Source organism: Pedobacter sp. Hv1, assembly GCF_001412215.1.
Classification (GTDB): domain Bacteria; phylum Bacteroidota; class Bacteroidia; order Sphingobacteriales; family Sphingobacteriaceae; genus Pedobacter.
The window spans coordinates 32,178-57,357 of record NZ_LLWP01000008.1 but is presented as its reverse complement, the minus strand read 5'-3'; the positions used below and the strand labels follow the sequence as shown (position 1 = coordinate 57,357).

The window sequence follows — 25,180 nt, the reverse complement described above, 5'->3', positions numbered from 1 at the left end:
AATTTCTTTCCATTCCAAATGTTTTATTGTTGGGCTTGGTCGAGATTTGTAATCACGACATTTTTATTGCTTAACTATTCAAACGCAACCAACAGTTTAACAGCTATTTCTAAAAATTTCAGGAAAACATTGCTCGTGGTTCTTCGGATGGTGTAGCCCCGCTTTCCGTTGCTGCTGAAGAAAATTCGGCATCCACTGCAATCAGGTTTATTTAACAAAGGCAATGGCTCTAGACAAGGTTACAACCGTAAATAGTTGTACAAACCTATGTTCGCTAAACGGGATTGAAATGGAAATCCTTTTTGTATTGCTGAGCTGAGTTTACCGAAGTATCGAAGCCCAAAAAGATTGGAATGTAAAGCCAGACTAACGTTAAAAGAGGGTAGAAACATGCTTTCCTGAATCATTATTTGTTGGGATGTGTAATCTCGACCAAAATGTTAGCAAAATGGCTAAAAAAGCTTTCGGCCTAATGACAAACAAACTACATTTTAAGCTTTGTAAATCAATAGCTTTTCTCCTTATTATTCGCTATTTTTGCAGGCTGTTTTTTAATACCGAGAATTCATAAATTTATGAGCAAAAAGAACGTTGACCTAGGCGAACAAAAAGATGTAGAAGTGTATGGTGGCAGGGTGCATAATCTTAAAAATATTGATGTTAGCTTTCCACGTAACCAACTGGTTGTAATTACTGGTTTAAGTGGTAGTGGCAAGTCGTCTTTGGCTTTCGATACCATTTATGCTGAGGGCCAACGCCGCTACATGGAAACCTTTAGTGCTTATTCTCGTCAATTTATGGGGGGCATGGAGCGCCCGGATGTAGATAAGGTTTCTGGCCTTAGTCCGGTAATTGCTATAGAACAAAAAACGACCAGTAAAAATCCACGTTCTACGGTAGGGACGATTACGGAAATTTACGATTTCATGCGTTTGCTGTATGCCCGTGTTGCCGAAGCTTTTTCTTACAATACTGGAGAGAAAATGGAGCGCATGAGCGAAGATCAGATCCTCAAAAACATTTACAAAAAATTTGATACGATTGCGGTAAATATATTGGCACCAGTAGTTAAAGGTCGTAAAGGTCATTACAGAGAACTATTTGAACAGATCCGCAAGCAAGGTTATGTAAAAGTTCGTATCGATGGTGAAATTAAAGACATCACTGCCAAAATGCAGGTAGATCGCTATAAAATTCACGATATAGAAATTGTAGTAGATCGTTTGATTATTGATGAAAAAGATCATAAACGTTTATTGGATAGCATTCAAACAGCCATGCGTTTAGGTAAAGGGATTATTAAAATTAGTGATAAGGACAATAATGTGGCCCATTTCAGTAAGTTTTTAATGTGCCCAACCACAGGGATTTCTTATGATGAACCACAACCGAACAGTTTCTCTTTTAACTCGCCTTATGGTGCATGCGAGCGTTGCGATGGTTTGGGCTATATTTTTGTAGTGGATAAGGAATCGGTAATGCCGAATATGAAGTTGAGCATTATTAATGGTGGTTTGGCACCACTGGGCGAATACCGAGATGTGTGGATGTTCCAAGTGCTAAAAGCATTGGCAAAAAAATACAATTTCTCCCTTTCTACGCCATTGGAAAAATTAGGAGATGAAAATATAGATATCATTTTAAATGGTACACACGAATTGTTAAGTGTGGCTGTTGAATACAATAAATGGAATGTTCAGAACTATCAGATCACTTTTGATGGGATCATTAAACTGTTAGAAGAGCAACAGGAGAAAAAAAGCGATACCGCTGCGGCTGATGACATGGACAATTTCAGAAAATTGAAAACCTGCCCGGAATGTAATGGCGCTCGTTTAAAAAAGGAGAGTCTGCATTTTAAGGTAGATGGAAAGAACATTTTCGAATTGGCTGCAATGGATATATTGGGTTTAAAAGCCTGGTTTACGGATGTAGAAAGCCGTTTAAATGATCGACAAAATACCATTGCCAAAGAGATTTTAAAAGAGATCAGGGCCCGTATCGGGTTTTTAACAGATGTAGGTTTAACCTATTTTGCATTAGACCGTACTGCACGTACACTTTCAGGTGGCGAGGCACAACGTATTCGTTTGGCTACGCAAATCGGCTCTCAATTAATGAACGTCATGTATATTTTGGATGAGCCAAGTATCGGTCTGCACCAAAGAGATAACGAGCGTTTGATTGGGGCTTTAAAAAATTTACGCGATTTAGGGAATACGGTTCTGGTAGTAGAACATGATAAAGACATGATTTTAGAAGCAGATCATGTAATTGATATTGGCCCGGCAGCAGGTGTACACGGTGGTGAAGTTGTGGCTCAGGGAACACCAGCACAAATTTTAAAATCTGGAACTTTAACGGCAGCTTACCTGAATGGTAAAAAGGGAATTGAAGTGCCTAAAGAACGCCGCAAAGGAAATGGACATAAATTATCCATTGTTAAAGCTACTGGCCATAATTTAAAAGAGGTGTCAGTTGATTTCCCTTTGGGTAAATTTATAGCTGTTACAGGTGTTTCTGGTAGTGGTAAATCGAGTTTAATTACCGAAACGTTGTATCCGATCTTGAATCATCATTTTTTCAGAGCCAAGAAACAACCACTTCCGTACGAAAAGATCAATGGCTTAAAAGAGATTGATAAAGTAATTGAGATTGATCAGGCACCAATTGGCCGTACACCACGATCAAACCCTTCAACCTATACCGGAGTTTTCTCTGATATCCGTAACCTATTTGTATTGTTGCCAGAGGCGAAGATTCGTGGTTACAAACCTGGTCGCTTTTCATTTAATGTGAAAGGTGGTCGTTGCGAAACTTGCCAAGGTGCTGGGATGAAGGTGATTGAAATGAACTTCTTGCCAGATGTGGCTGTTCCTTGCGAAGAGTGTGGAGGCAGAAGATATAACCGAGAAACCTTAGAAGTGCGTTATCGCGGTAAATCTATCAGCGATGTGTTGGACATGAGTATTGAGGAAGCTTGTGCTTTCTTTGAACACATGCCGGCAATTTACCGCAAGATTAAAACTTTAAATGATGTTGGTTTGGGCTACATTAGGTTGGGTCAATCTTCTACTACATTATCAGGCGGAGAGGCGCAACGGGTTAAATTGGCTACCGAGTTATCTAAAAAGGATACGGGCAAAACCTTCTATATTTTGGATGAACCTACAACAGGTCTTCATTTTGAAGACATTAACGTATTGTTAGGCGTGCTGAACGAATTGGTTGAGAAAGGAAATACAGTGCTGGTTATCGAACATAATTTAGATGTGGTAAAAGTGGCCGATTGGGTAATTGACCTGGGAGAAGAGGGTGGTGCCGGTGGTGGTCGGATTATATTTGAAGGTACCCCAGAAGGATTGATCCAAAACCCAATTAGCTTAACCGGAAAATTCTTAAAGAAAGAAATGGCTTAGTCATTTACTGTTTCTATAAAGTAAGTTTAGCCCATAAAAAAGCCATTCCGTTTTAACGGAATGGCTGTAAAATAGTTTCAGCATCAATTAGTCTAGGTTTTGGCCTTTTTTAAAAAGCTGAAGGTCTCTCGTGTTTTTCTGCACTGCAATAGCGCCAAATAAAGCGAGTAAAAATCCAAAGGAATAAAACCCCTTTTCGCTGGGCAAAAGGTCGGCATTCCATAAACCAATCACCAATAGGGTAATGGTTAAAATGGTAGCAAACCAGCTAATGCCATAATAGAGTTCCGTAACCGGAATACTTTCTAATTTGTCTCTTACTGCTTTTTGTAAGGATATTACGGCAAAAAGGCCGAACATCAATACGGTAAAATAATAACCCTTTTCGTTCAATAGCATATCGGAGCGCCAAAGCCCTACAATAAAGCCAATCATGCCAATTCCAAGTGCAATCCATGCGGCTGCTATGAATGCGTTTGATGGTTTTTGAATCATCGTTTTAAAATTTGGTTAGCGATTTAATTATTGATAATGAGATGCCATATCATACAAAATGTTACTAAATCAAACAAAACTGCCCGCTATTGCATTTAATAAACAGATTACATTAACTTAGCTTTATGCAAAACCTGTTAACATCAGCGCAGTTAAAAATGGCAGATGTTTTTACCATTCAAAAGCAGTCTATTTCTTCTGTTGAGCTGATGGAAAGAGCCGCATTGGCATTTGTAGAAACATTTAGTGAAGCGTTTTTTGAGCGGAAAAATCATATTGCCATTTTATGTGGACAAGGGAATAATGGAGGAGATGGATTGGCTATTGCACGGCTGTTAACGCAAGGGGGATATATGCGTGTGAAGGTATACCTGATTAACTTTTCTACGAAACAAAGTGAAGATTATACCAAGAACCTAGAGCGATTAACGAAGAGGAAAATCAATCCAATTCCTATCTCAAAAGCTGAAGAACTTAACGAACTTAAGGCAGATATTGTTATTGATGCCGTTTTAGGCTCAGGTTTAAATCAACCCTTAGCAGGTGAATATGCTGCATTGGCAGATATAATTAATCGTTTAAGCCAGAAAGTGATTAGTGTAGATGTGCCTACGGGCATGCCCCCAGAAGGTGAGCTGCCAGAAGTATACAATGGTATTAAAGCCGATCTAGTAATCTGTTTTCAGCAACCAAAGTTGAATTTTTTCTTTCCAGAATCTGTAAAAGCATTGACTAAGTTTAAGGTTGTGGACATTGGTTTGGATGAGGGTTTTATTGCAAATCAACAAAGCGATTGGAAGTTAACAACAGAATCTGATATCCAAAATCGGATTAAGCCAAGAGCAAATTTTAGTCATAAAGGTACTTATGGACATGCTTTGTTAGTAGCGGGCAATTATACCACAATGGGTGCAGCACTTTTAGCCGCAAGTGCTTGTTTGCATGTTGGTGCCGGATTAACCACAGTTTGTTTGCCACAGAGCGGATTAATTGCTTTAAATACAGCTTTGCCAGAAGTAATGGCCTTGCCCAGGAATGAGCAGCTAGCTATAGAAGCTTTTGAAAAATTTAATGCCATAGCCATTGGTCCTGGAATGGGGCTCGAAGAAGAGAATGAAATGCTATTGGCAAGATTAATTGAACTTAAAAAGCCTTTAATTGTTGATGCCGATGCATTGACTATTTTATCCAAAAGGAAAGAACTGTTTGATGCCTTGCCACCTCAAAGTATTTTAACGCCACATGTAAAAGAGTTTGATCGGCTTTTTGGTTTACACCAAAATTGGTGGCAAAGGATAAAGACAGCTCAGAAAGAAGCGAAGCAAAGAAGCTTGGTCATCATTCTTAAAAATCAATATACTTTTATTTGTTTGCCTAATGGTGAGGTTCACGTTAATCCTACCGGAAACCCTGCTATGGCCTCTGGAGGCATGGGCGATGTATTAACAGGATTAATTGTTGGTTTAGCGGCACAATCCTATACAGCAGCAAATGCGGCAATTTTAGCGGTGTATTTACATGGCCAAGCCGGAGACGAGTTGGCGAAAACTAGGTTTACGGTCAATGCATCAGCCTTAGCTTTACAGATTCCAAAAACAATACAAAAGATTTTAGATTAGATGGTAACGCCACCCATTACTACCATTTTTTCCATGGTAGGATTTTGGCTTCCACCTGTAGGCTCAATGGTTACAGCAAAGGCCTGTGCTTTTGCTATCGTTTCCATTTGTTTAACAGCTTCTTTAGCATTGTCGGTATTGCCAAATACACCTAAACTTACTGGTTTGCCATCAACAAGTGCCCATAACTGATATTCGTGTGCCTGATCTGTTTTAGGCAAATCCATAGCAGCGTAATTGATCAAAATGTTTTTGTTATTTTTATTCCAGTACACCAACATTTTTGCTTTTGGAGAATCTTTCACACCAGCCAATTTTACAGTTGCCCACTCGTTAGTTTCCGTCATGGCAATTCTGTTTTCCATTCCACTTTTATCAAACTGTAGTTTAGAAACAGTAGATGCAAACTTTTCTTTGTCGAGGCTTAATGTAGCAATTTGCTCGTTGGCCTGGCTCAAATCGTTATGTGCAGAAAATAAAGCGCCTAAGCTTACTACCAATAAAATACTACAGGCAATTAATGCAAAGCGTAATGTTCTTACGGTTCCATCTTTTTGTCCTTCGTATAAAGGCACAACTTTTGGTTCAGGTAATTTTTCAGTAATTGTGTTGGTATTGAACTGGGCTAGTATTTTCTCTTCAAGTGCACTTGATGGGGCAACAGCATTTTCAAGTGCATAAGATTCCAAAGCAAGCTCAATAGCAGAAAGTTCTGCTTTAACCTCTGGATACTTATTGGCCATAGCTTCAACTTCACTACATTCTTGGGTGTTTAACTGCCCTAAAACGTAAAGTTCAAGTATGCCTGATTCGATATATGCTTTTACTTCTTCCACTTCCACCTCAATTAAATTTTTTCCTCAATTCTAATATGGCCATCCGAACACGTGTTTTTACAGTGCCCAAAGGTAGGTTCAGTTCTTCTGCTGCTTCAACATGGGTGTAACCTTTAAAATAAACCATGTCTAAAACATCTTTAAACTCGGGTTTAAGGTTAATTACCATGTCTTTTAGTCCCAAAACATCGGCATTAAAACTGACCTTCTTTTGCTGGTCAATGAAATCTACGTTATTTTCTATGTCTTGGTTTTTATTGGCATTTTTAAAGTCTTTCGAGCGCAATTTGTCAATGGCTAAATTACGGGCAACATTCATCATCCATGTAAATAAACGACCTTTAGAAGCATCGTAACTACCAGCAGAGTTCCATATTTTAACGAAAGTTTCTTGTAATAAATCTTCGGCTACCTCTGTATGTTGTATAATACGCGAAATTACACCCAGCAAAGCACCCGAATACATGTCGTACAGTGCCTTGATTGCTACCGTATCCTGTCTTTTGAGGGCGTTAACCAATTCTTCTTCAGAAAGAGATATTTTTTTTGTTGTTGCCAAGGTTACTAATATACAGAAACTTATACCAATTGAAAATGATTTCTTTAATTAATGATTAAAACACTAGAAATCGAATAAATGTTTTTCTGCATGATAAGAAGAACGTACCAATGGTCCACTTTCTACATATCTTAAACCTTTGGACAAGCCTATTTCTTTGTATTTAGCAAATTGATCTGGATGTATCCAATCAACAACAGGATGGTGGTTTCTTGTAGGCTGTAAATATTGGCCTAAAGTTAAAATATGTACACCATTGGCTACCAAATCATCCATTGCCTCTAAAACATCGTCTTCCGTTTCGCCCAAACCCAACATAATTCCTGTTTTTGTTCTTAGGCCAAATTCCGAAATTCTTTTCAAAGCCTCTAAACTTCTGTCGTATTTAGCCTGGATACGTACTTGTTTGGTTAATCGTCTCACTGTTTCAACATTGTGCGACATTACTTCTGGTCTTTCTTCCAGTACACGGTATAAATTATCCCATTGACCTTTAAAATCTGGAATTAAAGTTTCTAGAGTTGTTTGAGGGCTTTCTCTTCTAATGGCTTGTAAGGTTTCGGCCCAAATAATAGAACCACCGTCTTTTAGGTCATCACGGTCTACAGAGGTAATCACGCAATGTTTTACGTTCATCAGTTTTACTGAATTTGCTACACGAGCAGGCTCATCAATATCAACTGCTAAAGGCCTTCCTGTGGCTACAGCGCAAAAAGAGCAGGAACGGGTACAGATGTTGCCTAAAATCATAAAAGTAGCTGTGCCGGCACCCCAACACTCGCCCATATTCGGGCAATTGCCACTTTCGCAAATCGTATGCAGTTTATGGGTGTCAACAAGGCTTCTTACTTGTGCATATTCTTTACCAACCGGTAATTTAACCCTTAACCAATCTGGTTTGCGTGGCTTTTCTGTTACAGCAGGAACTACAGGAAGTTCTATCATGATACAAAGTTAAGCAATAGGATTGAAATGTTGCAATCCTTAAATGTTTAGCACTTGTAATGTTTTTGGCTAGGCTGGATTAAATGTCCATTTCGAACACCATCTGTTGCTTGTTTTGTTCAAAACCGAGATTCTTATAAAATTTATGGCTCTCTGTTCTAATCACATTACACCTTAGCCTCACTTTGTAAATACCTACTGAAATACTCCATTCTTTTACGGCATTAATCAAATTTTTACCAATGTGCTGTTTTCTGAAGTCTTGCGATACAACTAGTCCTGCAATTTCTACAAAAAGTGGGGTTTCGATCCTCAATGCAATAAAGCCATGGATCCACCCTACAATTTTATCTCCTGATTTTGCAACAAACACGCAATTGTCTGCTGTTTCGATAATTTTTTTTGTGCGTTCAAAAAGCAAGTTGAAGTCATTTCCATAGCCAAGCTGAACGGATAATGCAGTAAGTTGTTCAGCATCGCTTAGATTTAAAGATTGCAGTTTAAATATCTCCATTTTATAGCATTTGTGTTTAATGTGTTGTAAAATTGATGATTTTGGTTTAAAATCTAATGATTTTTTTATTTTATCGCATTTTAAAGTTGAAAAGGATGTTATTTTTCTATGTTTTTCTTTTTTAGGTAAAATTATGTTGTTAAAATCAAAATATTTTCTCTCAAACCTTTAAATTTGTAGCGTTAAAATATTAGAATATTTTGACGATTTGGTAAGATTCTTGGCATTGATTCTGCTTTAGAATAGCAGATATTTATATTGGTTGTTTAGTAATGGGCAGAAAAAGAAAGACGGTTGTTGAAACCGACGCAGATGTGATTTTAATTGGTGCAGGTATCATGAGTGCCACGCTTGGTTTAATTTTAAAAGAATTAGAACCAGATTTGAGTATCGAAATTTATGAGCGCTTAGATATTGCTGCGGCAGAAAGTTCTGACGCTTGGAATAATGCAGGTACGGGGCATTCGGCTTTTTGCGAATTAAATTACACGCCACAAAATGAAAGTGGTGCAGTAGAAATTAAAAAGGCCACGCAAATAGCTGAGTCTTTCGAGGTATCTAAACAATTCTGGACTTATTTGGTAGAAAAAGAAATCCTATCAGATCCTCATTTATTTATTAGAAATATTCCCCACATGAGTTTTGTTTGGGGTAAGGATAATGTCGATTTTTTAAAAACAAGGTACGAAGCTTTGCAAAAATGCAATCTTTTTGAAGATATGCAGTATAGCGAAGACTTTGTAACCATTAAAGACTGGGCACCATTGGTAATGGAAGGCAGGTCAAAAAAGGAAAAAGTGGCGGCAACAAAAATGGATTTAGGAACAGATGTGAATTTCGGTTCTTTAACTCGTGAAATGTTTAGCTATTTAAGTAAACAACCAAAGGTAAGCTTGCATTTTCATCACGAAATACGTGAGCTAGATAAAATGGATAATGGCGACTGGAAAATCAAAGTTAAAAATTTAGAAACAGGCGAAAAGAGTAATCGCTTGGCCAAATTTGTATTTATTGGTGCGGGTGGGGGTTCGTTGCCACTGTTAGAAAAATCAGGTATTCCAGAGGGAAGAGGTTTTGGTGGTTTTCCGGTAAGTGGACAATGGCTAAAATGTACCAACGAAGCAGTAATTGCCCGTCACCATGCAAAGGTTTATGGTAAGGCAGCTGTTGGTGCACCACCGATGTCTGTGCCACATTTAGATACAAGAATCATTAATGGTAAACAGGCTTTATTGTTTGGCCCTTATGCTGGTTTTTCTACCAAGTTTTTGAAAAACGGATCATTTTTGGATTTGCCCTTGTCTATTAAATTCAATAACATCCGTCCAATGATTTCGGCAGGGTTGCATAACCTGGACTTAACAAAATACCTGATTGATCAGGTGCGTCAATCGCCAGAAGATAGATTTGAAGCATTAAAAGAATACCTACCTAATGCAGATATCAAAGATTGGGAGCTGGAAACAGCAGGACAAAGAGTGCAGGTAATTAAAAAAGATGAAAAAGAAGGTGGAATTTTAGAATTTGGGACTGAGGTAGTAAGTGCAGCTGATGGTTCAATAGCGGCATTATTAGGTGCTTCGCCTGGAGCGTCAACAGCTGTTTCTATTATGCTCGATTTATTAGATCGTTGTTTTAAAAAGAAATTACAGACTGCGCAATGGCAAACAAAAATTAGAACAATGATTCCAACTTATGGCGAGAAATTGGCCGATAGTGAAACGCTATGCAATGAAACCAGAGAAAGGACTTCTGCGGTATTGAAATTAAATAGTTTAGTGGCAAACTAACATTTAAATTAAAAGCATCCTATACTTTGTTACAAGTTAGGATGCTTTCAGTAAGAGTTACCTTTAAATATTATACTTAGGCTAAAATTGATTCTACAATCTCCTCTGCAGAAATTTCACCGTGTGAAGTATCTAAAATACATTCGCCATCTTTGATCAAAAGCATTTGAGGCGATTCGTGATGAACCTGGAAGACCTCTGCAATATAAGCAGAGATGTCTCTATGGCTAATTAAATCTAAAAAGTAGAGCGGTGTATTGGCTGGAATAGCATCCCAGTCTAACTCAAAATGTTTTTTAGCCATTAAGCTAATTGAACAACGGGTACTGTGTTTAAAAATAACACTGTAACCTTCCGCTTTTTTAATGTTGTTGATCTGTTCAAGATCCGTAATGTCAATCCACTGCATTTTTATCTTCTTTTTCTTCCTTCTGGATAAGTGCTGTAAGCAGGGCATACCTTAGAAGAACAAGATTCTAATATCGCAATAGCACAAAACATAAATAATAATAGAATGGCTATTTTTTTCATTCGTGTTTGGTATTAAAGAATTTTGCTAATGCCCTAAATTACAATTTTTTATGAATAACGTATGGCTTTATTAAATTGTTGCAGAAAAATAAGCCATTTTTAAGGCGGTTATAGCTGCTTCATCACCTTTGTTACCATGTTTGCCGCCTGCTCTATCTATCGCTTGCTGCTCATCGTTAGTAGTTAATACACCAAAAATTACAGGTTTACTGTGTTTAATACCAACATTCGTCACTCCATTTGCAACTGCCTCGCAAATGAAATCAAAATGTTTGGTGTCTCCCTGTATCACACAGCCTAAACAAATTACAGCATCTAAATCGTTTCGTTTTGTCAATAAAATTTCTGCAGCACCTGTAAGCTCAAAACTTCCGGGTACAGGCATAGAAATGATATTTTCTTCCTTTACCCCATGTTTGATTAATGTATCATAAGCACCTTGGTAAAGTGCACCAGTAATTTTAGCATTCCATTCTGCTACTACAATTGCAATTTTATAAGTAGCCCCGTTTGGAATAGTGGTATGTGAAAAGTCTGAAAGGTTTTTAAGATGTGTTGCCATGTTGCAAAGATAAGCTTTCTGCCGAAAGGTTTTAAAGTTGAAATGTTTGAATAGTGTTAGGAAACAAAAAAAGACCCTGCGCTAACAGAGTCTTTATATTTTTAATCCATTATAAATGGAGAACTATTTTACTTGAGCTTCTGCACGTGCAATGTACTCGTCAATCATAGCCGCTTCTTGACTTGCAGGATATTGGGTTTTGATTTTGGTATAAGCATCTACTGCTGCTTTAAAATCTTTCAAAGTCTCATTAACTAGACCTAGTTTTTTTAAGAACATTGGCGAAGTGAATTTGTTGCTTGCTTTGTCTGCAGCTTTTTGATAATAAGTAGCTGCTTGTTTGTAGTCTTTCAGTTCGCTATAAGCATCGCCTAATAAACCTAAAGCCAATGGATCTGCAACTGGGCTACCAGTAGCTGTATATTTTCCTAAAGCTTCTGTTGCTTTTTTATATTCGCCTTTACGCAAATAGATACCACCTAAATAAAGGTTAGCTAAATTAGCAGATTTGGTATTGTCGTATTCTGCTGCAATTTTTTCAAGACCAGGATAACCACCTTCGCCATTGATTGCTTTGTTAGCTAAAGAGTCTACACCTACGTATTGCTCTGATTTATACATCTGGCCAGCAGCTAATTCTGCTCTGTTTGGCAAGTAAGAGTAAAAATAATAAACAGCTATTGCTGCTAAAGCTAAAATAGCAATGGCTATAAATAATAAGCTTTTACCATTCTCTTCTAAAAAACCACCTTTTCTAACGGGTTGCGTTATCGTTTTATCTGTTGTAGACATTTATTTAAAAAATTGAGATTGCAAAAATACATTTTTCAATCAAAGTATCAACCCCTTTTTTAACTATTTAATTAAACTTTAATGAATTAGCAGCCGTAAAAAAGGTAACTTTGAAGCTATAAACTATGTGGTTAAAAAACATTACACTTCTCAATTTTAAAAATTATTCATCGGCCGAGCTTGGTTTTTCTAAAACTGTAAATGCTTTTGTAGGGAATAATGGGGCTGGTAAAACAAATTTATTGGATGCAATCCACTATTTATGTCTTTGCAAAAGCTATTTTAATCCTATTGATAGCCAGCAGATTAAAGCAAATGAAGATCTTTTTTTGGTGCAAGGAGATTTTGATAGAAAAGAGAAAAATGAAAAGATCACCTGTGGGTTAAAACGTAATCAAAAAAAGCAGTTTAAGCGTAATAAAAAAGAATACGACAAGCTGGCTAATCATATTGGACTTTTTCCATTGGTAATGATTTCTCCATATGATGTTAACCTGATTATGGATGGAAGTGAAGAACGACGTAGGTTTATTGACAATGTCATCTCTCAAACTGATTCCAATTACCTCGATGAGCTGATTGTTTATAACAAACACCTTTTAAATCGCAATGCTTTATTGAAACAAATAGCGGCTACCAGGAAGTTAGATGTAACTTTATTGCAGATTTTAGATGAGCAGCTGATTGCTTCTGGGGTGAAGATTTTTGAAAAGAGAAAACAGTTTCTATTAGATTTTATTCCGCTTTTTAATGAGCATTACAGTTACATTACCAATAATGCAGAACAGGTTTCTTTAAGTTACCAATCGCAGCTAAATGAGCAAAGCTTTGAAGATTTGTTGGCTCAATCTATAGAAAAGGATAGGATATTAGAAAGAACTACTACTGGCATACATAAAGACGAGCTGCAGTTTACTATTAGTGATATGGCATTGAAAAAATTTGGCTCGCAAGGGCAGCAAAAATCTTTTCTAATAGCCTTGAAATTGGCACAATATAGCTATCTGCAAAAATTTAAAGGTTTTAAACCTTTGCTCTTATTGGATGATATTTTTGATAAATTGGATGACCTGCGAGTTCATAAATTAATGAAGATGGTTTCTCATCATGATTTTGGACAAATATTTATTACAGATACGGGTAGAGAAAGAGTACTTTCTGTTTTTAATGAGATTAAAGTTGATGTAACTTTGTTTGAAGTAGACAATGGAGTAATTAAACATGCGTAAACCAAACGATATTACCCTTAAAGATGCAATTACCAAAATGCTCTCGGTTTACCGTTTGCGTGGTAAGTACGATGAAACTGGTGTGGTGGCACATTGGCCAGAGTTGATGGGTACCGCAGTTGCCAACAGGACTACCCAGATTTATGTAAGTCAGAAAAAACTCTTTGTTAGAATAGAATCATCCGTAATTAAAAATGAATTATTGATGGTAAGAACAGGTATTATCCAAAAATTGAATGAAAGAGCAGGTTCAGAAGTAATCACAGAAATTGTGTTTTTATAAAAAAAGCCATTCGGTATTTACCAAATGGCCTTATTTTAATCTCTTCCGCCAAAAACTTTAGCAATTAGCCAGATAATTAAGGCTAACACAACTACAACAACAATTATCCCGGTCCAAACACCAGCCTTAAATATGCCTTCAACCAATTGGCAACTGGTTAAAGTTGTAACCAAAATGGCAATAACTGTTAGCGTACTATATTTTTTCATGATCCTATGTTTTGGTTGATAAAACACATGAACACATGAATAGTTTGATTTTTACTTATTGACCTACCTTAATCAATTCTACTTCGAAAATTAAAGTACTAAAAGGAGGGATACTTCCATCTGGCGTAGCTCTTGATCCATAAGCTAAATGATAAGGAATAAAAAAGCGATATTTTGAGCCTTCAGGCATTAATTGCACACCTTCAGTCCAGCCTTTAATCACTTGATTTAGGCCAAATTTTGCAGGCTCGCCACGATCATAAGAGCTGTCAAATTGGGTTCCATTAAGTAAAGTACCTTTGTAATGTACAGTTACATTATCTGTATCTTTAGGCTTAGCTCCAGTTCCAGCAGTAATTACCTCGTATTGTAAACCACTTGCAGTTGTTTTAACGCCAGGTTTATTCTTATTCTGTGCTAAAAAATTAGCTCCTTCATTTACGTTAGCCGAATATTTTTGTTTTTCAACTTCTTCTCTTTGTTTGCTGAAACTTTCGAAAAGTTTGGCAATCGCTTCTTGTGCTTTTTCCTGACTTAAGCTTGGATTAGCTCCAGTTAAGGCATCAGTTAGTCCTTTGTTAAACGATTCGTAATTGATGGTAGTTAAACCGCCAGATTTAAAACTGCTGGCTACACTTAATCCTAAGGCATAACAAGCAGAATCCAGATTGTTCTTAAAGGTTGATACTTTGGCAATAGGTTTTGAGTTGGTACTGGTTTTTGTGGTAGAAGTAGGTTTTTTAGCAATGGTTGTTTTGCTTTTTGTTTGTGCATTAGCGCTAAAACCAACAACAGTGATTAAAGCGGCAAAAAATATTTTCTTCATTTATCAATTTTAAGGTCGAAATATACAAAATAAAAATCCCCATAAAAAAACGTCATTTCGAAATAGAGGTTAAGAGAAAAGATATTCTCTGATTTCCGTTCGAAATGACGTTCTGTAAATAAGGTGATGCTGGTTTAGAAACGCTCAGCAGCTGTAAAAAAGAAGTCGCCTTCAATTTGTGCATTCTCATCAGAATCAGAACCGTGTACAGCATTTGCATCAATTGATTTTGCATATTTCTGACGGATAGTTCCTTCAGCTGCTTCAGCAGGATTAGTAGCACCAATTAAGTTTCTGAAATCTTCAATTGCATTATCTTTTTCTAAGATAGCAGCAACGATAGGTCCAGAAGACATAAAGCTTACTAAATCGCCATAAAATGGACGTGCTTTATGCACAGCATAAAATTCGCCAGCAGTTTCTGCAGTTAATTTAGTGTATTTTAATGCAATGATTTTAAAACCAGCATTTGTAATATCGTTAATGATTGCGCCAATGTGCCCGTTTGCAACTGCATCAGGCTTAATCATTGTAAATGTTCTATTCGTACTCATCTCTATTTAATTGAAATTTTTTGCAAAAATACGCTTTCTTTATTTAATATTAAAAGCTAAGTGAATAAAAGCAATCAATTAAACCTAAAATCGTTAGCTTTGCAGGCGCAAAAATAATATGATATCAATTTCGGAATTAAAAACAGTATTAGCTACACCTCAAAAGATTGTAATTACAACGCATCATAAACCAGATGGTGATGCGATGGGCTCTTCTTTGGGCTTATATGCTTATCTAATTCAAAAAGGGCATCATGTAACTGTAATTACACCTACAGATTATCCAGATTTTTTACATTGGTTGCCTAATAATTCTAATGTAATTATATATACCGAAGCAGAAGAGCAGGCTGTACAATTGGTAAACGATGCGCAGCTTATTTTTTGCTGTGATTTTAATACTTTAAATAGAATCAACGAATTAGGAGAGCACATTCGTAATGCCCCGGGTCTGAAATTGATGATCGATCATCATTTAGAGCCAGAGGATTTTGATGATTACCGTCATTGGAATATCAATGCTTGTGCTGCAGCTCAATTGGTTTATGATTTTATCGTAAATGAACTTAATGATGGTGGATTGATCAATAAAGATGTAGCTACGTGTTTATATACGGGTATCATGACAGATTCTGGTTCATTCCGCTTCCCCTCAGCTACCTCTACAGTATACCGCATTGCAGCAGATTTAATTGATCTGGGGGCTGAGCACTGGCGTATTCATCAATTGGTGTATGACAATGCCTCAGAAAACCGTTTACGCTTTCTAGGACATTGTTTATCTAATAAGTTAGACATATTAAGAGAGTTTAATACGGCTATTATTACCGTTACTGCAGAAGAGCTTAAAGCCTATAATATTGCTACAGGTGATACCGAAGGAATAGTAAACTATGCATTGTCTATAAACGGAATTAAATTAGCCGCATTTATTATAGAAAGAACAGATAAGGTTAAACTATCTTTACGTTCAACCGGAGATTTTCCGGCAAATGAGATCTGTAAAAAATATTTTAACGGAGGAGGGCATAGAAATGCCGCTGGTGGCGCATCTGATAAAAATTTAATGGATACCGTTGCTCAATTTAAATCAATTTTACCTGAGTATAAATCTCAGCTATTACAATAAATATTTAATCAACAAATCATAAAAAAATACAATGAAAAAAGGTTTAGTAATTCTTTTAGCAGCAACTTTAGGGTTAACAGCTTGTAAAAATGAGAAAAAAGGTCCTGGAGGGTTGTTATATACTATTCACAAATCTGAAGGGAAAGAAAAAATTAAAGAAGGTGATTATATTAAAGTAGATTATATTCAGACCAATGATAAAGATTCTATTATATATAGTACTTATGATGCATCGATGTCTAAAATATTTCCTGTTGGTAAAAAGAGTTACGCTGGAGATATGAATGATGTACTACTGCTTTTTGGCGAAGGAGATAGTGTAACATTTAAATTAAATATTGATACAATGGTTAATCGTACCAAACAGCCGAGACCTGAAAATGATAAAAATGATAAATATTTGAACTTTACTGTTAAAATCGCCAAAGTATTTCCAAAGAAAGCAAATGAAGCCGATAGTTCTTTCAGAAAAAGAGTGAATGAATATTTTGAAGCAGACTATAAAACCTATGTTGAGAAAAGAAAAAAAGGCGAAGACGCAGCGATTAAAAAATATATTGCAGACAATAAGCTAAAAGTTACAACTACCAAAAGTGGTCTAAATTATGTAATTACTGCACCAGGTAGTGGGCCTCGACCTAATATGGGCGATACAGTGATGGTTGACTATACTGGTAAGTTTACCACCAAAAAATCTGATGGTAATGATAATGTATTCGATACTAGCGTAGAGAGTATAGCTAAGAAAACAATGCCTGCTAACCCTATGGCTGTTTATGGCCCTAGACCTATTCCATTAACCGAAAATGTTGCCAAAGGTTTTTCTGAAGCTGTTTTAATGCTTGCTAAAGGAGGCAAAATTACTGTGATATTACCCTCAAAATTAGGCTATGGACCACAAGGTGGAGGTCCGATAGGTCCTTATTCACCTTTGGTTTTTGATGTTGAATTAAAAGATATCAAAAAAGGAGTGGCGCCAACAACTGTGCCTGCTCCAGTTACTGTTCCGAAAAAATAAAAGTAGTTAGTTTAAAATAAAAAGCCCTGTTTAAAACATTAAACAGGGCTTTTTATTGAGCCTATTCTTCTTTTATAAAAAGTACTATGGCTGCAATTTAATTTTCTTAAAAATTGATAACTTAAATTATCTTTGCATTTGGTAAAAGATTTCCAAGTAATGAGATATATTTGGAAAAATAAACTATTAAAAAAACGAAAAAAGATAATGAAAAAAAGTTTAGTGATTCTTATAGCCGCAACTTTAGGTTTGGCTGCATGTAAAAGTGAGAAAAAAGGTGCTGGTGGTACACTATATACAATATATAAAGCCGGAGGAAAAGATAAAATTAAAGAAGGTGATATTGTAAAGGTTGATTTTATTTTAAGACATGACAACGATTCGGTAGAGTTTAGTAGTTATGATACAGGGATGGCTCAAATATTTCCTGTAGCTAAAAAAATGTACGGTGGAGATATGAATGACATCTTATCACAGTTTGGTGAAGGAGATAGTGTTTCTTTCAAATTAAATGCTGACACAATGGATCACTATACTAAACAACCGCGACTAGAAAGTTTTAAAAAGGACAAATACCTAAACTATACCGTTGTATTCCACAAAGTATTTGCTAAAAAAGCTAACGAGGCAGATTCTACTTTCCAGAAAAGAGCAAATGATTTTTTCCAAAATGATTACAAAGAAGTTTCGGAGAAGAAAAAAAATAGTGAAGCAGGTTTAATTAAAAAATATATAGCTGATAACAAGCTTAAAACAACTACTACTCCAAGTGGCTTACAATATGTAATTACAGCTCCTGGTAGTGCTGAGAAGCCAGTAATGGGCGATACAGTAATGGTAAACTATACAGGTAAATTTACCACCAAAAAATCTGATGGTAATGATAACGTATTTGATACCAGCGTAGAGAGTATAGCTAAAAAAACAATGCCACAAGCACCAGGAGCTACTTATGGTCCTCGTCCAATTCCATTGAGTGAAGGTGTTTTTAAAGGATTTGTTGAGGCAGCATTGTTAATTGGTAAAGGTGGTAAAATTACTGCTGTATTGCCTTCTGCTTTAGCTTATGGCCCACAAGGAGGTGGTAGAATAGGTCCATACTCTCCAGTAGTTTTCGATATTGAATTGGTTGATATTAAAAAACAAAAAGCTGGCGCAGCTCCTGTAACGGCTCCAGTTGTAGCTCCTAAAAAATAGGATAAAACCATTTTAAGATATTAGCCCTGTTCAGTTGATGAGCAGGGCTTTTTTTATGGTTCATTTCTCTGTATTAGCAAATAATAAAATACCTTTGTATATGTTGCTAACCGATACCCATACCCATTTATATTACGAACAAGATTTAACCAAACAAGCACAATTAATGGAGCGTTGTTTGGCCTTTGATGTGAAACGACTCTTTTTGCCTAATGTTGATGTGGCTTCTATTAAAATGATTGATGATCTGGTGAGCCGTTATCCAGAAAATTGCTTCGCAATGGCAGGTCTACACCCTTGTGATGTAAAAGAGGATTATGAAACCCAACTTTCAACTATTTATCAGAGCATTGCACAGCGAAAAATTTATGCCATTGGAGAAATAGGGATTGATCTGTATTGGGATAAATCGACCTTGGGCATACAACAAGATGCATTTAAACAACAGATCAATTGGGCAAAAAATCTCAATTTGCCTTTTGTTATCCATTGTAGAGAAGCATTTGATGAGGTTTTTGAAATACTGGAAGAATTGAATGATGAAAAGCTAAAAGGAATTTTTCATTGTTTTACTGGCAATTTAGTACAGGCTCAACGTGCCATCAATCTAGGGTTTTATTTAGGCATTGGTGGGGTAGTCACTTATAAAAAGGCGGGGTTGGATTTAGTTTTAGCTGATGTACCTATTCAACATATCGTTTTGGAAACAGATTCTCCTTACCTGGCTCCGGTTCCTTATCGTGGTAAGCCAAATGAAAGTAGTTACTTGATACATATTGCTCAAAAAGTTGCAGATATTTACCAGATCAGTTTGGCAGAAGTTGCTGAAATTACTACTGCAAATGCCAATAAAATCTTCAGCCTCTAATTTAAAATATAACATGACCAAAATTTTAATCATCTATACTGGCGGAACCATTGGAATGGTAAATGATGCCAAAACAGGTACACTTATTCCTTTTGACTTTGAACAGATCAAAGAAAATGTTCCAGAATTGGCTAGGTTAGATTATCAATTATCTGTTCATTCTTTCGATCCTATTTTAGATTCATCGAACATGGATCCAGAAATCTGGAAAGCATTGGCTGAGCTGATCAAACAAGAATACGAACATTTTGATGGCTTTGTCATTCTACACGGTTCAGATACGATGTCATTTACGGCTGCAGCCTTAAGTTTTATGTTGCAAAATTTGGCTAAACCAGTAGTTTTAACGGGTTCTCAACTGCCAATAGGCGAAATTAGGACTGATGCCAAGGAAAATTTAATTACCGCATTGGAAATTGCAGCAACCAAAAAGAATGGAAGGGCAATGGTGCCAGAGGTTTGTGTGTATTTTGATTATCAGTTGTTTAGAGGTAATCGTTCTATTAAATATAATTCTGAGAAGTTTGAAGCTTTTGCTTCACCAAATTACCCAATCTTAGCAGAAGCTGGAGTGAATTTAACTTTTTATCCTAATTATATTCTCCCAATACCTGAAAAACCATTTGAAATCCATACCACATTTAATTCGAACATTGGTGTGCTAAAAATGTATCCCGGCATAACCGAAAATGCAGTAAAGGCTATTACAGAATCTGATGTAGATGCGATTGTTTTAGAGGCTTTTGGTTCTGGAAACACCACAACTGCTCCCTGGTTTATCGCTTGTTTGCAAAAAGCAGTTGCAAATGATAAGGTAATTATAGATATCTCACAATGTAAAGGTGGCGCAGTACAATTGGGCTTATACGAAACGAGTAGAGAATTGCAGCAAATGGGGATAGTAAGTGGTTATGATCTGACTTTCGAGGCTGCGGTTACCAAATTGATGTACCTTTTAGGACAGGGTTTAAATACAACTGAAATTAAACAACTGTTAGAAGTTGCTATTGCAGGTGAATTAACTGTTTAAAAGGATTTGCTTCTGGGAATTAATTCGCTTAAGTAAAACTTCTGCAATTATGATCAAAATCATTCTGCTTCTAAATATTAACCCTTACTTTTGTGTATAAGGGTTAAATCTTGGTATTAGTCTTTGTAGATTGATGCAAGATCAAGAAGATCTCTTCACCTTTGAAAAAAACATACTCCAATGAAAATTGAACAAATCTATACAGGATGTTTAGCCGAAGCGGCTTATTATATTGAAAGTAATGGTGAAGCAGCTATTATTGATCCGCTACGCGAAGTTAGCCCATATTTAAAAAAAGCAGAGCAGAACAACGTCAAGATCAAATATATTTTTGAAACCCACTTTCATGCAGATTTTGTTTCTGGTCACGTAGATTTAGCAGAAAAATCTGGAGCCACTATTGTATATGGCCCAACGGCGAAAACCAATTTTGAAACCCATATTGCAAAAGATAATGAGGTATTTAAAATAGGTGAAATTACCATAACTACCTTACATACCCCAGGGCACACCCCAGAATCGACAACTTATCTGCTTAAAGACGCAGACGGTAAAGATTATTGTATTTTTTCTGGCGATACTTTATTTATTGGTGATGTGGGTAGACCAGATTTAGCACAACAAGGTGAGCTAACGATGGAGGATATGGCAGCTACGCTTTATGATTCGTTGCACAACAAGATTTTAACCTTAGCTGATGATGTAATTGTATATCCAGCACATGGTGCAGGCTCTGCTTGTGGTAAAAATATGAGCAAAGAAACCTTCGATACTTTAGGTCACCAAAAAGAGGTAAATTATGCACTAAAAGCGAGTTCAAAGGAACAATTTATTAAAGAAGTAACGGATGGTATTTTACCTCCACCACAATATTTTGCTAAAAATGCAGCCATGAACAAAGGTGGCTATGAAAGCATTGATGATGTTTATGAAAAAGGTTTAGTGGCGCTAGATCCTCAAGCATTTGAAGACAAGGCCAACCAAACCAACGCCTTAATTTTAGATACTAGAGACCCACAGGTTTTTGCAAAGGCATTTATTCCAAATTCAATAAATATTGGATTAAATGGTCAGTTTGCACCATGGGTTGGTGCTTTGGTGCCAGATTTAAAGCAAGAAATTCTGCTGGTAACTGAGGATGGAAAAGCACAAGAAACCATTACCCGTTTAGCGAGGGTTGGATACGACAATACTATTGGCTATTTGGAAGGTGGAATGGCTGCCTGGGAAGATTCTGGTAAAGATATTGACCAGATTGAGTCTATTTCTGCCGAAACATTTGAAACGATATTAAATACCAACAATCACGTCAATGCGCTTGATGTACGTAAACCAGGTGAATATGAATCGGAACATTTAGAGGCCACTTTAACGCGTCCTCTAGATTACATTAACGAGTGGACTACAGAAGTTAATCCAAACGAGAGCTATTATATCCATTGTGCCGGTGGTTATCGTTCTATGATTGCTGCTTCTATTTTAAAAGCACGTGGCATCAACAATGTAATTGATATTGCAGGAGGTTATGCTGCAATTAAGACAACAAATTTAAAACGTACAGATTTTGCTTGCCCAAGCAAAGCAATGAAAGTATAACAGCATATTCATATTGGAAAAATAGAAAGGGTTCGTGTTTAACGAACCCTTTCTGCTGTAGATCAATTACAGTGCTCCCTTAAGGAATTGTTCTAGTCCTTCTTTGTCAAAGCCCCTCGAGGTATAAATGACTTTTCCGCTCTTATCCAATATAATGGAGGCAGGATAGGCGTAAATACCTAAACTATTGGCAAACTTTTCACCATTATATAACATCTGATACTTTGGTTTCTCCCGGTTGTAAAAAAAATCAATTTCCGCTTTCTTTTCATAGGCATTAATGCTAATAATTTCGATCTTTTTGCCGTATTTTTCTTGTAATTCTTTGATTTCAGGAAAAGCTAACATGCAATAACCACAGTTCTTAATCCAAAATTCCATCAAAACAATTTTGCCATTCAGGTCGGCAGATTTTAGCGTATCTGATTTTTTTTGGTCGTATTTAGGCAACGACCAATTTTGGAGAAAGCTACCAACCGTAATCATTGGTTTTTGAGTAACTTTCTTTTTTGGTTCGTAACCAGCATAGCTCGAATAATACCAGGTATTTTCAGCCGGCGTTGTTGGGTTAGTATTGATATTCGTGAAAATTGTTTTGGTATAATATTGGTCTTTAGAGATGCTGTTTCCATCAAATACCATATAGGGTAAGGCTGTTGTCTTATCAATGATCAATTTATAATATTTGGTTACTTCGGAGTCAAAAGAGGTAAAACCGCTTGGAAATTCCATCGATTTTTTATGCAATGCAAATTGTACAAGGTGATAACTCTTGCCTTCAATTAAAGTGTCTTTTAACGATTTTGGAATACTTTGGTCTTTTAACAATAAGGGCAAAACGATTCTGATTGTTGTAATGGAATTGTAGAGTAAAGAAATGCTACCCATTTGTTTGGCAGTTCGTTTTTCCAGTTCTACGGTTTTGTCGGTATTGTCTAAAAAGAAATATTCTGTTCCATTATAAATCTGCTTACTGTCGTCAGTTTCAAGCTGGAACCTGCTCATTTTTCCTTCCGTTGTAGCATTATATTCATAGTAACTATTGCCACTATTCTTTGAAAAGTAATTGTCCTTGAAATTGTTGATCTCTCTATAACTACTATAGGAGATAGATTTTAGATTGTTGAGCGTTTCACTCGTTTTGCTGATTACGTTTTCTGCTGTGGTTACATTTTCGGCCGATGCCAGTAACGCAGTACATAATAAAATTAAAAAGGTTAAGCTGTATTTCATGATTTTAAGTTTGTGTTCCCCAAATCTATGCCTTAAGATTATCCCTTTTTTTTGAATTAGACAGGGTATTCGATTAATTCGACAGAAAGGCCAAAATTAATTTTAGTCTAAAAAATAAGGGTTTTAGTCGAAAATCAAAACCAATTGAAAAAGAGCTAAACAAATATTATTTACCTTGGCCTTATGTTCAAGCTGCAGACCAAAACCGATTGGAAATACTTCAAGATAGAATTGTTCTTCTTTATCTTTATCTGTTACATCGGGTCAATCATAAGCGACATAGAATATAGTTTCTACGAGCAGCATGATGTATGGAAATTTACTGATGCGTTAGAATACAGACTAGTTGTTGGGACTTTTTACCTACTGTTTTATTCCGTTTATTATTGGGTGTTTTTAAAGGGGTATGTCTTTAAAAAAAAAGTGATCCCAATTGTAATCAGTATAGCCTGTTTCATTATTTTAAGTCATCTGTACGATAAATATGTAATGAACTGGTCTATTCCCAAGATGTCGTTTATTTCTGATGAACTCAAGGCGAGGGCATTGAAAGACTATAATAGAACAACACTGTTCTTTATCATCAGTTATACTCTCAATCGTATTCTTTTTACCATTATTGGCTTTGCTTTCTTACTCCGGTCTTTACAACAGGATGAACAGCTGAAAGTATTAAAAGAACAACAATTAATTGCTGAGCTGACCTACCTGAAAGCCCAATTGCAGCCGCATTTCTTTTTCAATACCTTAAATAATATTTATGCACTGGCCCTTAAACAATCAAAAGATACAGCTCCTTTAGTAGCTAAATTGTCAGAAATGATGCGTTACATTTTATATCAATCAGATCAAAAAATGGTCTTGTTAAAAGATGAGATTGCATTTATCCGTAACTATGTGGAGGTTGAAAACATAAGGTATCGTTCTGCAATAACAATCAATTTAGACATACAGGGTATTGATAGCCATAGTACAATTAGTCCGTTGTTGTTACTGCCTTTTGTAGAGAATGCCTTTAAACATGGAATAGCGGAAGAGATAAGCACGGGGTTTGTAACGATTGTGATCTGTAAAAACGAGGAAGAATTTATTATGGAGGTGAGCAACAGCATTGCCATGCAACAAGAACCTAAAACAGGAGGCATAGGATTAGTAAATGTAGCTAAGCGATTAGAGATTCTGTATCCTGATCAATATCAATTAACAACCCAAAATGATGGGAAAGTTTATCAGGTAAGCTTAACTTTAACGATGAAATGAAAAACTGCCTGATTGTTGATGATGAACCTTTAGCCCTAGATATAATTGAAAGTTATGTAAATGGCAATGAGCAATTGTGTCTGATCAAGAAATGCAATACCGCCTTTGAGGCTTTTGAGGTTTTGCATCATATAGAAATCGACTTGCTGTTTTTAGATATCAAGATGCCGGGTTTGAATGGGATTGATTTTATCAAATCATTAAAAAATCCACCTGCGGTTATCTTTACAACGGCTTTTTCTGAGTATGCAGCAGCTAGTTATGACTTAGAAGCTGTTGATTACCTGCTTAAACCCATTACATTGGAGCGTTTCAATAAAAGCCTCGACAAGTTTTTTAAATTACAACCCGTAGCTGTAAACGAAGAAAAGGATTACACCTATTTTAAGGTTTCGGGCAAACTCGTTAAGGTGGAGCATGTTAATATCCTTTATGCACAATCTATTAAAGACTACCTCATGTTGTATACATCTTCTGGGAATTTAATTGTACACATGACCATGAAATATTTAAATGAGCTTTTGCCAGAACATCAGTTTATGAGGGTACATCGCTCTTATTTGGTCAATCAATCTCATATCAATAGCATTGGCAAAAATCAAATTCAAATTAACGAGGTAGAAATCCCGATAGGAGAGCACTATAAAGAAATTTTACTACGGAAAAAGGCGAAATTATAATTCTGC

General features: G+C 36.2%; 25 protein-coding genes. 13 read left to right on the top strand and 12 right to left on the bottom strand.

Going from position 1 to position 25,180, the window contains the following annotated elements; genetic code table 11:
* The first annotated feature begins 575 nt into the window (after positions 1-575).
* Positions 576-3,419 carry an excinuclease ABC subunit UvrA gene (uvrA, locus tag AQF98_RS14530; RefSeq protein ID WP_055132689.1) on the top strand — a complete coding sequence of 948 codons (2,844 nt, stop codon included), beginning with the start codon at positions 576-578 and terminating at the stop codon, positions 3,417-3,419.
* Positions 3,420-3,506: 87 nt separating this feature from the next.
* On the opposite strand, the gene yiaA is transcribed toward uvrA, so the two are convergent.
* Positions 3,507-3,914 carry an inner membrane protein YiaA gene (gene yiaA, locus AQF98_RS14525; RefSeq protein ID WP_055132688.1) on the bottom strand — a complete coding sequence of 136 codons (408 nt, stop codon included), beginning with the start codon at positions 3,912-3,914 and terminating at the stop codon, positions 3,507-3,509.
* A gap of 125 nt (positions 3,915-4,039) precedes the next feature.
* Here yiaA and AQF98_RS14520 point away from each other — a divergent pair, with 125 nt between their 5' ends.
* Complete coding sequence (locus tag AQF98_RS14520; protein ID WP_055132687.1) at positions 4,040-5,533, top strand: bifunctional ADP-dependent NAD(P)H-hydrate dehydratase/NAD(P)H-hydrate epimerase; 1,494 nt, start codon at positions 4,040-4,042, stop codon at positions 5,531-5,533.
* Here AQF98_RS14520 and AQF98_RS14515 read toward each other — a convergent pair.
* From AQF98_RS14515 to AQF98_RS14500, 4 genes are all read right to left on the bottom strand, one after another.
* Positions 5,530-6,375, bottom strand: coding sequence for an anti-sigma factor domain-containing protein (locus AQF98_RS14515; protein ID WP_235524233.1), 846 nt, complete (start codon positions 6,373-6,375; stop codon positions 5,530-5,532). The two genes, AQF98_RS14520 and AQF98_RS14515, sit on opposite strands and share 4 nt — an antisense overlap.
* A gap of 1 nt (position 6,376) precedes the next feature.
* Complete coding sequence (locus tag AQF98_RS14510; protein ID WP_055132686.1) at positions 6,377-6,928, bottom strand: RNA polymerase sigma factor; 552 nt, start codon at positions 6,926-6,928, stop codon at positions 6,377-6,379.
* Positions 6,929-6,991: 63 nt separating this feature from the next.
* On the bottom strand, positions 6,992-7,873 hold the full coding sequence (gene lipA, locus AQF98_RS14505) for a lipoyl synthase (RefSeq protein WP_055132685.1): 882 nt from the start codon (positions 7,871-7,873) through the stop codon (positions 6,992-6,994).
* 79 nt (positions 7,874-7,952) lie between these two features.
* A complete protein-coding gene (locus AQF98_RS14500; protein ID WP_055132684.1) occupies positions 7,953-8,387 on the bottom strand; it encodes a GNAT family N-acetyltransferase in 435 nt (144 codons plus the stop codon).
* Positions 8,388-8,659: 272 nt separating this feature from the next.
* Here AQF98_RS14500 and AQF98_RS14495 point away from each other — a divergent pair, with 272 nt between their 5' ends.
* Positions 8,660-10,177, top strand: a complete 1,518-nt coding sequence (locus AQF98_RS14495) for a malate:quinone oxidoreductase (RefSeq protein WP_055132683.1) — start codon at positions 8,660-8,662, stop codon at positions 10,175-10,177.
* Between the two features lie 76 nt (positions 10,178-10,253).
* Here the strand turns inward: AQF98_RS14495 and ytxJ are convergent, their stop codons facing one another.
* The 3 genes from ytxJ to AQF98_RS14480 all read right to left on the bottom strand — a co-directional run bounded on the left by ytxJ (position 10,254) and on the right by AQF98_RS14480 (position 12,062).
* A complete protein-coding gene (ytxJ, locus tag AQF98_RS14490; protein WP_055132682.1) occupies positions 10,254-10,586 on the bottom strand; it encodes a bacillithiol system redox-active protein YtxJ in 333 nt (110 codons plus the stop codon).
* A gap of 192 nt (positions 10,587-10,778) precedes the next feature.
* On the bottom strand, positions 10,779-11,270 hold the full coding sequence (ribH, locus tag AQF98_RS14485; RefSeq protein ID WP_055132681.1) for a 6,7-dimethyl-8-ribityllumazine synthase: 492 nt from the start codon (positions 11,268-11,270) through the stop codon (positions 10,779-10,781).
* A 123-nt stretch (positions 11,271-11,393) separates the two neighbouring features.
* Positions 11,394-12,062, bottom strand: a complete 669-nt coding sequence (locus AQF98_RS14480; RefSeq protein ID WP_055132680.1) for a tol-pal system YbgF family protein — start codon at positions 12,060-12,062, stop codon at positions 11,394-11,396.
* Positions 12,063-12,187: 125 nt separating this feature from the next.
* Between AQF98_RS14480 and AQF98_RS14475 the strand changes: the two genes are divergently transcribed.
* Complete coding sequence (locus tag AQF98_RS14475; protein ID WP_055132679.1) at positions 12,188-13,291, top strand: DNA replication/repair protein RecF; 1,104 nt, start codon at positions 12,188-12,190, stop codon at positions 13,289-13,291.
* Entirely contained in the window at positions 13,284-13,574 is a 291-nt protein-coding gene (locus AQF98_RS14470) for a DUF721 domain-containing protein (protein WP_055132678.1), read from the top strand. Before AQF98_RS14475 ends, AQF98_RS14470 begins: the two co-directional genes overlap by 8 nt.
* Positions 13,575-13,609: 35 nt before the next feature.
* Here AQF98_RS14470 and AQF98_RS22235 read toward each other — a convergent pair whose 3' ends face one another.
* From AQF98_RS22235 to AQF98_RS14460, 3 genes are all read right to left on the bottom strand, one after another.
* Entirely contained in the window at positions 13,610-13,783 is a 174-nt protein-coding gene (locus AQF98_RS22235) for a hypothetical protein (RefSeq protein WP_200911895.1), read from the bottom strand.
* Between the two features lie 55 nt (positions 13,784-13,838).
* Positions 13,839-14,609 (bottom strand): FKBP-type peptidyl-prolyl cis-trans isomerase, encoded by a 771-nt coding sequence (locus AQF98_RS14465; protein ID WP_055132677.1) that lies wholly within the window; start codon positions 14,607-14,609, stop codon positions 13,839-13,841.
* Positions 14,610-14,743: 134 nt separating this feature from the next.
* Positions 14,744-15,163, bottom strand: a complete 420-nt coding sequence (locus tag AQF98_RS14460) for a nucleoside-diphosphate kinase (protein WP_055132676.1) — start codon at positions 15,161-15,163, stop codon at positions 14,744-14,746.
* A 118-nt stretch (positions 15,164-15,281) separates the two neighbouring features.
* On the opposite strand from AQF98_RS14460, the gene AQF98_RS14455 reads away from it, so the two are divergent.
* The 6 genes from AQF98_RS14455 to AQF98_RS14430 all read left to right on the top strand — a co-directional run bounded on the left by AQF98_RS14455 (position 15,282) and on the right by AQF98_RS14430 (position 22,001).
* Positions 15,282-16,292: a bifunctional oligoribonuclease/PAP phosphatase NrnA gene (locus tag AQF98_RS14455; RefSeq protein ID WP_055132675.1), complete on the top strand. Its 1,011-nt coding sequence runs from the start codon at positions 15,282-15,284 to the stop codon at positions 16,290-16,292.
* Between the two features lie 31 nt (positions 16,293-16,323).
* Complete coding sequence (locus tag AQF98_RS14450) at positions 16,324-17,310, top strand: FKBP-type peptidyl-prolyl cis-trans isomerase (protein ID WP_055132674.1); 987 nt, start codon at positions 16,324-16,326, stop codon at positions 17,308-17,310.
* 207 nt (positions 17,311-17,517) lie between these two features.
* Entirely contained in the window at positions 17,518-18,507 is a 990-nt protein-coding gene (locus AQF98_RS14445) for an FKBP-type peptidyl-prolyl cis-trans isomerase (RefSeq protein WP_055132988.1), read from the top strand.
* A 100-nt stretch (positions 18,508-18,607) separates the two neighbouring features.
* Positions 18,608-19,375, top strand: a complete 768-nt coding sequence (locus AQF98_RS14440; protein ID WP_200911893.1) for a TatD family hydrolase — start codon at positions 18,608-18,610, stop codon at positions 19,373-19,375.
* A gap of 13 nt (positions 19,376-19,388) precedes the next feature.
* Positions 19,389-20,405, top strand: a complete 1,017-nt coding sequence (locus AQF98_RS14435; RefSeq protein WP_055132986.1) for an asparaginase — start codon at positions 19,389-19,391, stop codon at positions 20,403-20,405.
* 180 nt (positions 20,406-20,585) lie between these two features.
* Complete coding sequence (locus AQF98_RS14430; protein WP_055132673.1) at positions 20,586-22,001, top strand: rhodanese-like domain-containing protein; 1,416 nt, start codon at positions 20,586-20,588, stop codon at positions 21,999-22,001.
* Positions 22,002-22,067: 66 nt separating this feature from the next.
* Here the strand turns inward: AQF98_RS14430 and AQF98_RS14425 are convergent, their stop codons facing one another.
* Entirely contained in the window at positions 22,068-23,234 is a 1,167-nt protein-coding gene (locus AQF98_RS14425) for a TlpA disulfide reductase family protein (RefSeq protein WP_055132672.1), read from the bottom strand.
* A 183-nt stretch (positions 23,235-23,417) separates the two neighbouring features.
* On the opposite strand from AQF98_RS14425, the gene AQF98_RS14420 reads away from it, so the two are divergent.
* Both AQF98_RS14420 and AQF98_RS14415 read left to right on the top strand, forming a co-directional pair.
* Positions 23,418-24,494, top strand: coding sequence for a sensor histidine kinase (locus tag AQF98_RS14420; protein WP_055132671.1), 1,077 nt, complete (start codon positions 23,418-23,420; stop codon positions 24,492-24,494).
* Positions 24,491-25,174 (top strand): LytTR family DNA-binding domain-containing protein, encoded by a 684-nt coding sequence (locus AQF98_RS14415; RefSeq protein ID WP_055132670.1) that lies wholly within the window; start codon positions 24,491-24,493, stop codon positions 25,172-25,174. The genes AQF98_RS14420 and AQF98_RS14415 overlap by 4 nt, the downstream gene beginning before the upstream one ends.
* Positions 25,175-25,180 lie beyond the last annotated feature (6 nt).